We start from the raw sequence: 13,413 nt of genomic DNA, 5'->3' as shown, positions 1-13,413 counted from the left end.
TGAGTCCCATTTCTGGAACTCATCTGCGTCTTTCTTGTTTCGGTTTTTCTCTCACCAACACTATTTTTGAAAGAGCCAAAATATTTCCAACGAAAATAGCGGTTGTCCAAGGGATCGTAGTCTATTCCAGCGCGGAATGCCCCTGCCAGACTTTGAAGAAAGTAAAAGCACGATCAAACTGACCGTGCTTCATTCACTTTCTTTTGATTGCGTTGATATAACTCCTGGGCTGCCTGCCGGGCCGTATCGGACAATTCGCCCTGCGAGATCAGGGCCAGCTGGTCAATCCGTTCCTCTTTGCTCAAACACTGGATTTGGGTTTCCGTGAAATCCTGTCCCTGACGCTTGGTAACATGGTAATGTTGATCCGCGCACGCCGCAACCTGCGCCAGATGCGTGACTGAGAAGACCTGCGCGTCACGAGCTAATAAACTCATCTTCAAGCCGATCGCAGTTGCGACCTGGCCGCTGACACCGGTATCAATCTCGTCAAAGATGACGGTCTGAATCCCCTCCAGCCGGGTAAAGATCGTTTTCAGTCCCAACATTAAACGGCTTAATTCACCGCCGCTGGCAACCTGCGTCAGTGAGCGAACCGGCTCGCCGGGGTTCATGGAAATCATGAAGTCCGCTTCGTCCAAACCGTGCGCCGACGGCTTGGCGTCTTTCAGGTGCAAAATGAACCGCGCATGCGGAAGCATTAAATCGTGCAGATGAATTTCAACTTCCTTCTGCAGCGCCAGGGCTTTCTGCTGCCGGATCTGGCGCAGTTTCAGCGCGCTTTCTTCAAATTGCTTGTAGGCGGTCTGCACCTGTTTCTGCAGCTCTTGCAAGTATTCCTGACGGTGCTCCTGTTGATTTAACTGCTGCCGGAAACTTTCTCCCTTTTCCAGAATTTCATCCAGACTGCGGCCGTATTTCCGCTTTAAACGATTGATTTCAAACAGCCGGCTCTGAACTTCGTTGATTTGTTCCTCACTGAATTCCAGCGATTCAAAATAACGCTGCAGCCGTTCTTTCAAATCCTGCAGGCCGTAATAGTGCTCGTTCAGCGCTTCGCTGATTTCTGCCAGTTCCGTTTCTTCCGGAAATCCGCCGGTCAGCCGCGCCGCCTCGTACAGCTGCGGAACCGCGCTTTGTTCACCATCCAGAATTTCCAGACTTTCCGCTACCCGCTGATAGATTTTCTCGCGGGCCGCAATCCGCCGTTCGATCGCTTCCAGCTCCTCATCCTCGCCCGGCTTCAGCTGCGCTTGTTCAATTTCATTCAGCTGAAACCGCAGGAATTCCAAGTCCTGCTCAGCCTTCGGGCTGCATGCTTCCTCAAGCTGATCATTCAGCTGTCGGTAAGCTTTAAACTGAGTTCTGACGCTGGCTAATAACGCTTCGTCATCCAGATATTGATCCAAAAGATTTAAAAACGAATTGCGGTTTAATAAATATTGCGTATCATGTTGGGAATGAATGTCAATTTCATATCCCAGCAGCTCGCGAATGAAGTTCGCCGTGGTCACGCGGTGATTCAGACGCATCTGACTTTTGCCTTCCGCGCTGATCTCTCGGTTAATGACGACGTCCTCATCCCCATCGAAGCCAGCTTCCTGCAATAATGCCAGCACCCGCGGATTCGTGGAGAAATCAAAGACGCCTTCAATCAGTGCCTTATTTTCGCCTTGTTTAACGAATCCCGCCTGGGCGCGCTGCCCGCAAAGCAAACTGATCGCGTCGATCAAAATCGACTTGCCCGCGCCGGTTTCTCCGGTGAACACGCTGAAGCCCGCATCAAAATCCAAATCGGCCTCATCGATCAGAATGAAGTTTTTGACATACAGATGTTTAAGCATCAGCTTCCTCCTTCCGGAATGATTTAAGCTTCGCAGTATTCTTTAATCACATCGAACAAACTCAGGATATCAATCGCTTCCAGCCGCCGAATTTTATTCAGCGAACCCTGCGGTACGTAAGTATCGCCGATGCCGACGCGCCGGATGGTCATCGCCGCCTGATGATCGGCAGCCCATTCCAGAATCGCGCTGGAAAGACCGCCCGCCAGCATATCTGTTTCATACACGATAACTGGCTTGCCTTCCTCCGCCAGCCGCTGCAGCATGACTTCGTCCAGCGGCTTGAAGAACCGGGCATTGACAACCTGAACCGGCAGCGAATTGGTCAGCACTTTGGATACGACTTTATCGACATCCGGGCCATAGGTCACGACGGTGCATCGGTGATCAGGTTCCGTATTGACGAGCGTCCAGCTGCCGACCGGAATCGGTTCAACCTGCGCCAGCTCGTTATACAGCGCAGTCCCGCGCGGATAGCGGATCGCCATCGGATGCGGCTGGGCAAACGCCGTTGCCATCAGCTGCTGGGCTTCCCCGGCATCTTTAGGCTGCGCTAAAATCAGATTTGGCAAAGAACGCAGGATCGCGATATCGAAGACGCCGTGATGCGTATCGCCGTCTTCCCCTACCAGTCCGGCCCGGTCAATACCAATCACGACCGGCAGATCCATCCGGCAGATATCATGATTGATCTGATCATAACAGCGCTGCAGGAATGAGGAATACAACGAGATAAACGGCCGTTTCCCGCTGATCGCCAGTCCCGCACAGAACGTCGCCGCATGTTCTTCGGCAATCCCGCAGTCAAACGCACGCTCCGGGTAAACCGCGAAGAATTTTTCCAGCTTGCTGCCGGTGATCATTGCCGGCGTCACCGCGACGATATCTTTGTTGTCCTTCGCTAAACGAACCAGTGTCTCGCTGATGACCGAAGACCATGAAAGATAGCCCGCCGGCGTGGCCGACAACGGTTTTCCTGTCTGGGGATTGAACGGTCCGACGCCATGCCAGACGCCTTCTTTATCTTCCTCACAATAGGAATAACCCTTGCCCTTTTTCGTCAGCACATGCACGACGACCGGCCCTTGATGGGATTTCGCAACCTTCAGGATCTGAATCAGGCTCTTGATGTCATGGCCGTCGACCGGTCCGAGATATTCCAATCCGAATTCACCGAACACGCCGGTATCAATCACGCCTTTTTTCACCGCGTCCTTCATGTTTTGCAGGCCGGTCAGCACCACCTGACCGACATTGTTGCGGTTCAGCGCCGTCTTGAGATCATTCTTCAACGCATTGTACGGCTTGGACGCGCGCAGCTTGGCAAAGTTCTGCGTCAAAACGCCGACATTCTCTGAAATCGACATGTTGTTGTCGTTGAAAATGATGATGATGTTGCGCTGTTCGCTGCCAATTTGATTCAGCGCTTCCAGTGCCATCCCGCCTCCCAGGGCGCCATCGCCGATGACCGGCACGATGTGATATTGTTCATGGTTGAGATCCCGGGCAACCGCCATGCCTAACGCCGCTGACAACGACGTCGAGGAGTGTCCCGCCTCCCAGACGTCATGCTCACTTTCGGCTCGTTTCTGAAAGCCGGACAACCCCTCATACTGACGAAGCGTATCAAACTGGCCGGCCCGGCCGGTTAAAATTTTATGCGTATAACATTGATGTCCAACGTCAAAAAAGATTTTATCCTGCGGCGAATCAAACACCTTATGCAAAGCGATCGTCAGCTCGACGACGCCCAGATTGCTGGACAGATGTCCGCCGGTCTTGCTGACGTGATCGATCAGGAATTCCCGAATCTGTTGCGCCAGCGCTTTAAGCTGCCGCTGATCCAGCTGCTTTAAAAACGCGGGATCGTGTATATCGGTTAAATCCATTTCCGCTAACCTCCTTATCTTCACTTAATACTGACGAAATTCCATCGCGTCCAGAATCGCGATCAGCCGCTGCGTATCCAGATTCATCTGACGGATCGCATCACGCGTCTGACGGTAAACCTCGGTCATCGCATCCTGCGCCTGACCTAACCCCAATAAAGTGACATAAGTCGATTTTTTGTTATCCAGATCGCTGGCTGATTTTCCCAGCTCCTTGCTGCTCTTGGTGACGTCCAGGATATCGTCCTGAATCTGAAAGGCCAAGCCCATGAGTGCGCCGATCTTTCGCCATTGCGAAATGGCCGCGTCCTGACCGGCCAGAATCGCGCCCATGACCAGCGGCGCAGTAAACAGACAGCCGGTTTTATACAAATGGACTTCTTTGAGCTGTTCCAGCGTCACAGCCGGGCTGTTTTCCGCCTCCAGATCCTTAATCTGGCCTAAGATCATGCCTTCCGCTCCGCCGGCCGAGGCCAGCTCCTTTACGATTTTTAATGCTTTGACCGGGTCGTCGCTGCTGTTGGCGGCTAAGGCAAAGGCCTGCGTCAGCAAACCATCGCCGGCCAGAATTGCCGTCGCTTCGTTAAACTGTTTATGACACGTCTTGCGGCCCCGGCGGTAATCGTCGTTATCCATTGCCGGCAGATCGTCGTGAATCAGGGAATACGTATGCATCATTTCCAGCGCTCCGGCGGCCATAAAGCCGTCCTGTGCTGATAGTCCATAACCCTCCGCGACCGCGAACAACAGCTGCGGGCGGAGCCGTTTTCCCTTGCCCATCAGCGAATATTCCATCGCTTCGCTGACCTCGGAACGTTTCAGCAGCCGGCACTGGCGCTGCAGGAATGCTTCAAATTCGTTCATCATAAGTTTTCGTCCTGACTTTCTTTCGGCTGATGCCGCAGCATCAGTTCCTGTACCTTATTTTCATATCCCTGCAGCTGGGTATCGAGATCCTGAACTAGATTCAGGCCCTCCTCAAACAATCCGATCGCTTGTTCCAACGCGATTTCATTGCGTTCCAACAGCGAAACGATCTGATCCAGCCGGTCCATTGACTGTTCAAACGTCGGCTTTTCACTCATGCTTGTTCCTCCTTTTCCTTGACAAGGGCCTGGATCTGACCGTCATGCAGCCGGATCCGCAGCTCCTCGTTGACATTAATTTCCTGGATAGAACGGACTAAATGCCCGTTCTGAGCGATCAGACCGTAGCCGCGCCCCAGAATCTTTAACGGGGAATAGGCGTCCAGCAGCCGGATCTTTTCTTTTAGCTGCTGCTGGCGAAGCAGCAGCTGTTGTTTCTCATGGTGATTCAGATTCAGCCGCAGCTGTCCCAAGCGCTGCTGCTGAAGATGGACCTGACGCGAGGTCTGATTTAACAAAACTGCGCTCAGCTGATCCAGCCGGGCCCGCTGGCTGCGGAGCCGCTGGGTTGTGTTCTGCAGCCGTGAGCTGTCGTAATCCAGCCGCATCTGAAGCGGCTGAAGCAGACTCATCGGATCCTGAAAGACCCGGCTTTCAACCTGCTGCTGATAACGCTGGCGCTGCTGCCGCAGTTTCTGATTCATCAGATAGATCAGCTGCTGCCGCTGGCGCAGACAATGGCTCTGCACCTCCGCCAACTGCGGTGTTGCCATCTCGGCCGCGCCGGTGGGCGTCGGAGCCCGCCGGTCAGCGACCAGATCGGCAATCGTGACGTCGACTTCATGACCGACGCCGCAGATTACCGGTGTTTGCAAACCGGCCATCGTTCGGGCTACGCATTCTTCATTGAACGACCACAGATCTTCAATCGATCCGCCCCCGCGGGCTAAGATCATGACGTCAAAACCTAACGTGTCCGCCTGCCGCAGTGCCGCGCAGATCTGTCCGGCCGCGCCTTCTCCCTGCACCAGCACAGGGATTTCGCTCACCTGGGCAATCGGCCACCGCCGGGCCAGCGTCGTAACAACGTCTTGGCGCGCCGCGGTGTTTTTTCCAGTGATGACGACTATCCGCATCGGATACTGGGGCAGCGGTTTTTTCCGGGCCGGATCGAACAGACCTTCCTCATGCAGCCTGCGCTTCAATTCTTCATATTTCAAATACAGATCGCCTAAACCGGTCGGCTTCATCGCCGTAACATAAAGCTGAAGCTGTCCGCTGGCTTCAAAGATCGACGTGTTGGCCTGCACCAGCACGGAGTCGCCTTCCTTGGGAATAAACTTGCAGCGGGCCGCATTGGAAGCAAACATCACACAGCTGATGCGTGATTTCTCATCCTTTAATGTGAAATACCAATGACCGCTGCGATGGGCTGTGAAATTGGAAATCTCGCCCGCAACGATCACCCGCTGAATCAGCGGATCCTGATCCAGCTTGCCTTTCAGATACCGGACTAAGGCGCTGACGCTCAGCTGCCGGTTTCTCATATTCTGTCCAGAACGCCGTTGATCAATCGGTAGGCTTCGTCGTCGCAGTAATCTTTCGCTAACCGCACGGCTTCATCAATGATGATCGCTGCCGAGGCCGTCTGGTGATCCAGTTCGCTGCACGCCATCAGCAGAATCGCCTGTTCGAGAACGCCTAAGCGCTCAAAGCTCCAATCCTTTAAGGTTTCGTTAATGTATTGGATATATCGTTTTTCATTGTCCAGGGTATCCAGGATCAGAATCCGGCTGAAATCATCCAGCTCTCCGGTTTTCATCTCCATGACTTCCTCAATGATTTCATCCATCGGTTTGTTCAGCAGACGATGCTGATACAAACAGATCATCGCTTTTTCTCTACAACTATGTCGGTTCATGTTAACCCTCCGCTCATTGTATTATTTTAGCATGAAAAACGGTTTGGTGAAACTCTTTCTCATGCCTTTTTGCGGACTTTTGATTTGCCTTTTTTTTAACATTCATATAGAATGGAAAACAGAACAGAAAGAAGGATCGATATGCGTTCTTCCTCATTCCCCTTACGTTTCTGGGGACATTTAAAGACGATTACACTGCACAAGCTGCGAGTGACACGGCTGTGCTTTAAAATGGGCTTGATCAAGCAGGGTCTGCTTCATGATCTGTCGAAATACAGCCCGGTTGAATTCTGGGCGGGAGTGCGTTATTTCCAAGGCTACCGCTCGCCGATCGACGCCGAAAAAGAAGCCAAAGGCTATTCCGAGGGCTGGCTGCATCACAAAGGGCATAACAAGCATCATTGGGAGTATTGGATTGACCGGAACAAGCAATGTCAGGGCCTATTTTGCGTGGAAATGCCGAAGCGGTATGTCGCAGAGATGGTCTGCGACCGGATCGCAGCGTGTCAGACGTATCAGAAAGAGAAGTATACAAACGCTTCGCCGATCGAGTATTTCCTTCAGGGCAGCGACAAGCAGTTCATGCATCCGCATACCGCAGCGCTGCTTCAGCAGTATTTGGAATGGGTTAGAGATTTCGGGATCGATGCGGCGTTTAAGAAAATTCAGCAGGATTTGCGGCGCTCGGAGGTCGTTTAAAGTATTCTGAGATTATGTTTTAAAGGCCCTGATCGCTTGTTTAACAGATTTTTACAGAGGACAAGCAAGCGGCGCAGAACAGCCGCTTTTCTTCCTGTTGAAGACCGTTTTTCCGGCAAAAAGATATATTCCTAAAGAAATAGTGCGGCCGCCCTTCCCCATTGCTTTACTTTCCGCATCCCACTTTCATCAGGATTTTAAGCGCAGACTGTGCCATAATTCTCTTTTTATTTACAGTTAAGTTCTATACTCAGAAACAATCCGTTGGATAAAAGCGAGGTGATCCTATGCGCTCTGTTGATTTATCCGGACTTCCCCGCGACGCGCGTCATTTTATTGCCTGGAATCAGTCGGAAGGTTTTGACATTCCCTTTCATTATGATGATCAGCAGGGCCTACTGACGATCCTGCGGGCTGAAAAAGGAAATCATGGCGAATCGGTGCTGGATATCCGGTATGCCGGCCGGATTATTCCCGCGGTGCCGGCCAGCTCTGTCAAGTATTGTATTTTAGGCAGGATCCTTCAAACGCGCCATTTCGGTTTTGTTACGTCGCTGGGGCAGCGGTTTGCGGACGCCCGGCGGGATTATACGATTATAGATCAGCGCCGCGGGCGTTTAAAAACCAATCCTCGGATGACGCAGCGCGAAGTTCTGATCTTGTGTTCGCGGTGTGGCGCTAAAACCTGGATGGCGGAAGAACGAGTTCTGCCGCCGAAAAGCTGTGCCTGCGGTCACTGTCGGTATTCGCCTCTGTCTGGAAAGCGTTCCATCGCTCAAACCGATCGCTGGATGATCCCCTTTTTTCCCGGCGGTGAAGACGAAGCCCGACAATATACCCGCGGACAAAACAAAAAGCTTCGCTTCCGTTGTCCCTATTGCGGTAACGTGCGCGAAAAAGCGATTGCGATTTCGACGCTGCATCATACGCATTCCATCGGCTGCGCCTGTTCCTGGTCTGTCGGGCGCTCCTTTCCGCACCGGCTGATCAAATCCGTGCTGGATCATCTTGAAATTCATTATATCCAGGAAGCTTCCAGAAAAGAGCTGCCGTGGGCGCAGTCGTTTTCCTATGATTTCTATCTGCCGGATTTCGGCGTGATCCTGGAAGCGCATGGAAAGCAGCATTATGAGGAAGGCACTGGTTATTTTAAGAATACGTTAAAGAAAAACAAAGTGAACGACGCGCAAAAAAGAAAGCTGGCCCTGGACCATGGCATCACCGCTGAGCGCTATTTTGAAATTAACTGTAAGAAAAGCGAAACCGAAGCGATCAAAGCTGATCTGCTTCGCTCCTCACTTTCTCAAATCCTGAAATGCGATCTGGCTGGTCTGGATTGGATCGAATTCACAAAAGCCGCGTGGAAATCAGAAAAACTGAATATCCTGGAAATGAGCGTTAAAAATCCTGAAATGTCAGTGCGGGCCCTGGCGAAATACTTCGGCGTCAGCCGGGATTTAGTAAAAGAAGTCCAGGTCAACGCCGGAATTTATGACAGTCAGAAGGAACGAAAGCTGGGCGTAAAGCGGCAACAAGTGCGTTATCATCATCGGACCCAAGCGCGGAATGAAAAGATCTGCCAGATGAAAAAGGACCGTCCGCAAGCCTCCACTCAGGAGATTGCCGAGCTTGTTGGCATGGAGCGCCATGCGGTTTACCGGATATTGAAACAAAGCGGGCTCTACGACGAACAGACAGAGAAACAAAACAAAAATAATAAAATTTCCACGTCTAAAAAGAAAATTAAAGATTGCGATATTCAGACGATCTGTCAGATGAAACTGGATCATCCGCTTCTGTCTTCCAGAGAGGCCGGCCGATTAACCGGTCACAGTCACAGTACAATTTTATCCGTCTGGAGGGAATTCGGATTGGCTTAAAGTGTCGAAGATCCTTTCCTTCCGGGGCAAAGAATGACAACTTATTATCACTTGCCTGATCTGGTAAAAGAAAGACTTACAGTGCAAGGAAGGCCTACATTGAAATACGAAAAGCGAAGCAAAAGATCAGAGAAAAAGACGGAACTTTGACCTTTCCGCTGTTACAGAAAAAACGTTTCTTAAATCAGTCCTGGTTGAAGCCAGGGCTCGAGTAAGAAACGTTTTTCATTAGAATCATGGAAGGATTAAAATCAAACTGTCCAACGCGGATTCGCGGCGATCTCAGCTGCCCTGTTCAATCCCCGACCGTTAAAAATCAGGAATAGGCTTGCAGAATACGATCAAGCTCTTTCTGCGTTACCGGGATCGCGGAGCCATGCCGGACGTCGTCGTTGGGCAGCGTATAGTCGACTTCTGCGAGCCACTCAAAATCAGCGTCTTCTCCTAATTGAGAAAAGCGCGCGACATAGAAACGCTGATTCGGGTAATTGTCCACGTACAGATAGAAAACACCGGGCTCATGCAGCGACGGCAGCGTAAACGGTCCTTCAATATACTTGCGGTTATAGATAAACAAATCATCATAACGGCGCGTAAACCCCGCAGTCAGATCCTGGGTGCCCGTATAGAAGATCGTCTGCGCCGCCTCGCGTTCATCTTTATAAAGCATCCAATACTGACCATGCATGCGCAGGATTGTGCCGTCGATCACTTTATAGCCTGGATTGAACAGCGATTTGGGATAAGTAAAGGTTTCAAAATCCTGGGTAGTCACCGCAAACATGGATCCGCTTTTCGGATCCTGCGCATCGGAATAATAAATCACATACTCTCCGGCAGCGGGATCATACGTCATTTCCGGCGCCCAGGCCCGGCTTCCGGTGCTGTACAGTCCTTTATCGAACCAGGCGATCCGATGCAGGCCATGATCGCTTAAATTCACAAGGTCTTCGCTTTTCCAGACATAGATCGAAGGATTATCATACCCTTCCGTCGCCAGAATCACAAATTGACCTTCGGCGTCGCGGCCGATAAACGGATCGCGGACCCGTCCGGTTCCCAGCTTACTGGTCAGAATGGCTTGTCCCTGATTCAAATCAGTCCAGTGCAGACCGTCCAGACTGTACGCCAGCTTTCCCGTTTCTTTACCGAGATCGCCGTTGAAATACGATAAGATATAACCTGCATAAGCGTCAAGCACAACGGCTTCGATCGTCACCGTTTCCTGCTGATCCCCCTGCCGGAGCGTCGCTTCCAGCTGGACCGGCACACGTTCGTCTTCCGGATTTATTTTGATCAGAACATTGTTTTCCAATCGAATTTCACCTGAAACCACCTTCCATTCGATCACGCTGTCATTTTCGCCCACGGTTGGCAGTGAACTCCCCGCATTCAGCAATGTGCCCAATGTAATCGGCAGCGCTTTGACATCACGAAGCAAGCGGGTTGCCGGTGTCTGGGCCCGGATTGTGATCGGGAAGTCGCGTTGGAACTGACGGTTTTTGATTTTAGTTGAGAGCGTCAGCGTAATCTGTTGATCCCCCTGCTCCGGAGTTGGAACAGTGATCACGCCTTCGTTGTTTTCGACTTTCAAAAAAGCTGGGTCGCTGCTGATCCATTGGGCTTCGTACTGACTGTCCACCTCAGGATACAGCGTCAGGTTTTCTCGCAGATCCTCCGCATTCGGAATGGTGATTTCACTGAGTAGCACCTCTGGATAAAAACGGTCGAATTCATCTTCGATTTCTGAAGCGCTCAGGGCTTTTTTCCGAATCTGAAAATCCTGGAACTGTCCTTCCATGCAATCGCCATAAGCAATCGCATCCTTGCCGACGACAAGCCAAGATTTTTCAATCTGATTGATCGAAGCGCCCATTTGCCCTGTCATTGCCGCCTGTCCATTGAGATAGACTGTTGCTTGCGTTCCTTCAAAAACAATCACAATTTGATTGTAACGATGGGTATTCAGCGTAAATTCGCTGTTGGAAATCAGCCACTGTTCCTGCCCCTCAGCTTTCATCTGCAGCGCCATTCCCTGCAAAGTTCCGTCTTCCCGGGGCGTCAGGTTGGTCAGCTTCATCATTTCCTGCTGCTCGTTGACTACGGAGATCAGCGGCAGATCCGGAACGTTTGTCGACGGCTTGATCCAGAAGCTGAGTGTTGCGGTATCGCTGCCGTTCAGGATCGTGCTTTCCATCGTATGCTCCGCATCGCTGGTTAAAAGATAGCCATCCATTTTAATCCCTTCGCGCCATGTCCATTCCGGAGCTTTCGTTGAGTTGTAATATTCGACCTCCGCAGTATCCGTCGCCAGACTGGTATCGGGCACGTGCGTTGTCTTTGGATTTTTCTGACAACCGCCGAGCAGACAGAGACTCAGCAGTGAAAGGATCATTTTGTTCAAGATTGACAGAGAAATCATTCCTTTCTTATTTTCTTATCTTTTAGTATACAAGAAAATAAGCATGAACACCATGCTTACTTCAAGGTTTCCGATATCAGTTTCTTCATCAGCTGCCGCTGTCGTGCAACAAGCTCAGCTTCGTTAAGAATGCAAACTTTCCGATTTTTGACTTTCCATTGCCCGGCGACCATGACATGTTCGATCCATTCTGGGCGGCCGTCGAAAACCCAGTTCTGCAGGACGTCGCTGAACTGGGGTGTGCTGATCAGCGGCTGAAAATCCGGATCGTCCATTCGGATAAAAATGAGATCGGCCTGCATTCCAGGCTTCAGACGGCCGGTTTCCGGCCATCCGCAGCAGCGCGCGCCCCACTCCGTCGCCATTTTCCAGACGATTTGCGCTGGATTGAGAACATGTTGATCCCGCAGAAGCAGATACTCACATTTCATAACATCCATGAACTGCAGTCTTCCCCAATCTGTGCCCAACCCGATTTCAATTCCCTGATCAAGCATCATTTTCAGCGGACTGACGCCGTTCTGCGACTTCAGATTGGAGATTGGACAGTTGATCATCCGTGCGCCTCGTTTTTCGGCAAGCTGGATCGCCTCTGCCGGAGCTTTACAGTTATGAATGAGAACGCTGTGTTCATCGAGCAGATCGGCTTGAGTATAAGCTTCAATCGTATGTCGATAGCCTTTTGATTGAATGGTCGAGGCGGCCAGATCTGTTTCCATGCAATGCGCTTTGAACATTGTCTGCGGATGATTTTGTTTCCAGAACTGTGCTTGACTGCAGCGATCCTGCGACCAGCTGCTTTCCTCCGGCAACGGCAGCGCTGTTTTTAACAGCCCCTGATCATCTAATTGTGATGGATCATCCGCTTCCAAAGTCAGACGGATTCCGCACAGCTCGCCAGCTCTTTTCTTGGCTTGATAATCTTGTTGAAACAAGCGGCAGTCAAAAACGGTCGTTACGCCTTGCTTCAGCATCGATATATATTCATACAGCGATAGTTGAATCTTTTCTTCTTCTGTGCAGCGGTTTAACGCATTGACAAATCGTTGTTGAAGCTGTCCCTGCGGCGTGTCGTTGAGCCATTGCGCCACCGGCATATCCATAAACAAGCCGCGCGTGACAGTGCTGGTGCCATGAAAGTGGGCATTGACCATACCGGGAAGAACTAACAGATGACTGCAATCCAGTTCTTCTGAGTCATTACAGAACTCAGCGATCTGATCCTGATCAATAACTAAATTACCTTGAATTAAGCGATCATTCTCATTATGATACCAGGCATTTTTCAATTTCATAGAATTTCCTCTTGTCTTTTCATTTTTGATTTGTCGTAGTAAGATATTGCGTAAAATTAAAAAGATTAAATTTCAAACTATAACATTGATATTACAAATTATCTTTTTCCAGGTTTATATTCATTGTATGAACCAATAAAAGCAGGATTTTCTGGTTTATCTATTCACATGATTTGTTCCTGATAACCTAATTAGAATAATACTGCCAATAATAGTAAAAATATATTTTTCATAGCATTTAATTAAACTCACTAATATAAAATATATTATGACATAGTAAATCAAACTAGACAATTACTCTCTCTTCCTAGTAATTTAGAATTTCCTTATTAATTCCTCCTTCCTTATCTTTCATTATATTCTTTTTCAAAATATTTTTTTTAAATGTCTTTAGATTTTTTGATTTATAATGAAATAAAATAAATTTTTCTGATATTTCTTTCTATTTTTAAACCTTTTGGAAATCCATCAATCATTTTTCCAATGTTATTAATAGAAATGTCCATCTGATATAAAATCTTTTCAGTAACATCAAATTCATAAAGTTTATCTAGTAATAGCATTCATAATAATCAATTTTCTTTCTTTAATTAAATT

At 49.8% G+C, this 13,413-nt stretch carries 11 protein-coding genes; 3 read left to right on the top strand and 8 right to left on the bottom strand.

Annotated features, from left to right (window positions below):
- A partial coding sequence (locus I2D94_RS18290) for a hypothetical protein (protein WP_229056841.1) occupies positions 1-182 on the top strand: 182 nt, incomplete at its 5' end.
- Here the strand turns inward: I2D94_RS18290 and recN are convergent.
- The 6 genes from recN to nusB are packed head-to-tail and all read right to left on the bottom strand — an operon-like array spanning position 174 to position 6,520.
- Positions 174-1,844, bottom strand: a complete 1,671-nt coding sequence (recN, locus tag I2D94_RS09800; protein ID WP_195396651.1) for a DNA repair protein RecN — start codon at positions 1,842-1,844, stop codon at positions 174-176. The two genes, I2D94_RS18290 and recN, sit on opposite strands and share 9 nt — an antisense overlap.
- 23 nt (positions 1,845-1,867) lie before the next feature.
- On the bottom strand, positions 1,868-3,733 hold the full coding sequence (gene dxs / locus I2D94_RS09795; RefSeq protein ID WP_195396649.1) for a 1-deoxy-D-xylulose-5-phosphate synthase: 1,866 nt from the start codon (positions 3,731-3,733) through the stop codon (positions 1,868-1,870).
- Between the two features lie 24 nt (positions 3,734-3,757).
- Positions 3,758-4,600, bottom strand: coding sequence for a polyprenyl synthetase family protein (locus I2D94_RS09790; RefSeq protein WP_195396647.1), 843 nt, complete (start codon positions 4,598-4,600; stop codon positions 3,758-3,760).
- Positions 4,597-4,818 carry an exodeoxyribonuclease VII small subunit gene (gene xseB, locus I2D94_RS09785; RefSeq protein ID WP_006060764.1) on the bottom strand — a complete coding sequence of 74 codons (222 nt, stop codon included), beginning with the start codon at positions 4,816-4,818 and terminating at the stop codon, positions 4,597-4,599. Before xseB ends, I2D94_RS09790 begins: the two co-directional genes overlap by 4 nt.
- Positions 4,815-6,146 (bottom strand): exodeoxyribonuclease VII large subunit, encoded by a 1,332-nt coding sequence (gene xseA / locus I2D94_RS09780; RefSeq protein ID WP_195396645.1) that lies wholly within the window; start codon positions 6,144-6,146, stop codon positions 4,815-4,817. Before xseA ends, xseB begins: the two co-directional genes overlap by 4 nt.
- Positions 6,143-6,520 carry a transcription antitermination factor NusB gene (nusB, locus tag I2D94_RS09775; RefSeq protein ID WP_195396643.1) on the bottom strand — a complete coding sequence of 126 codons (378 nt, stop codon included), beginning with the start codon at positions 6,518-6,520 and terminating at the stop codon, positions 6,143-6,145. The genes xseA and nusB overlap by 4 nt, the downstream gene beginning before the upstream one ends.
- Before the next feature lie 141 nt (positions 6,521-6,661).
- On the opposite strand from nusB, the gene I2D94_RS09770 reads away from it, so the two are divergent.
- Both I2D94_RS09770 and I2D94_RS09765 read left to right on the top strand, forming a co-directional pair.
- Positions 6,662-7,219 (top strand): DUF5662 family protein, encoded by a 558-nt coding sequence (locus I2D94_RS09770; RefSeq protein WP_195396641.1) that lies wholly within the window; start codon positions 6,662-6,664, stop codon positions 7,217-7,219.
- Positions 7,220-7,506: 287 nt separating this feature from the next.
- Positions 7,507-9,099: a hypothetical protein gene (locus I2D94_RS09765; protein WP_195396639.1), complete on the top strand. Its 1,593-nt coding sequence runs from the start codon at positions 7,507-7,509 to the stop codon at positions 9,097-9,099.
- 316 nt (positions 9,100-9,415) lie between these two features.
- Here I2D94_RS09765 and I2D94_RS09760 read toward each other — a convergent pair whose 3' ends face one another.
- On the bottom strand, positions 9,416-11,521 hold the full coding sequence (locus I2D94_RS09760) for a LamG-like jellyroll fold domain-containing protein (RefSeq protein ID WP_195396637.1): 2,106 nt from the start codon (positions 11,519-11,521) through the stop codon (positions 9,416-9,418).
- Between the two features lie 56 nt (positions 11,522-11,577).
- Complete coding sequence (locus I2D94_RS09755) at positions 11,578-12,816, bottom strand: amidohydrolase family protein (RefSeq protein WP_195396635.1); 1,239 nt, start codon at positions 12,814-12,816, stop codon at positions 11,578-11,580.
- Positions 12,817-13,413 lie beyond the last annotated feature (597 nt).

Source organism: Holdemania sp. 1001302B_160321_E10 (assembly GCF_015552275.1).
Taxonomy (GTDB): Bacteria; Bacillota_I; Bacilli_A; order Erysipelotrichales; family Erysipelotrichaceae; genus Holdemania.
This window is presented reverse-complemented; position numbering and strand designations above follow the sequence as displayed.

Coding starts and splice junctions, on each gene's coding strand:
- recN (WP_195396651.1), bottom strand. CDS start 1,844: ATGCTTAAACATCTGTATGTCAAAAACTTCATTCTGATCGATGAGGCC.
- dxs (WP_195396649.1), bottom strand. CDS start 3,733: ATGGATTTAACCGATATACACGATCCCGCGTTTTTAAAGCAGCTGGAT.
- I2D94_RS09790 (WP_195396647.1), bottom strand. CDS start 4,600: ATGATGAACGAATTTGAAGCATTCCTGCAGCGCCAGTGCCGGCTGCTG.
- xseB (WP_006060764.1), bottom strand. CDS start 4,818: ATGAGTGAAAAGCCGACGTTTGAACAGTCAATGGACCGGCTGGATCAG.
- xseA (WP_195396645.1), bottom strand. CDS start 6,146: ATGAGAAACCGGCAGCTGAGCGTCAGCGCCTTAGTCCGGTATCTGAAA.
- nusB (WP_195396643.1), bottom strand. CDS start 6,520: ATGAACCGACATAGTTGTAGAGAAAAAGCGATGATCTGTTTGTATCAG.
- I2D94_RS09770 (WP_195396641.1), top strand. CDS start 6,662: ATGCGTTCTTCCTCATTCCCCTTACGTTTCTGGGGACATTTAAAGACG.
- I2D94_RS09765 (WP_195396639.1), top strand. CDS start 7,507: ATGCGCTCTGTTGATTTATCCGGACTTCCCCGCGACGCGCGTCATTTT.
- I2D94_RS09760 (WP_195396637.1), bottom strand. CDS start 11,521: ATGATTTCTCTGTCAATCTTGAACAAAATGATCCTTTCACTGCTGAGT.
- I2D94_RS09755 (WP_195396635.1), bottom strand. CDS start 12,816: ATGAAATTGAAAAATGCCTGGTATCATAATGAGAATGATCGCTTAATT.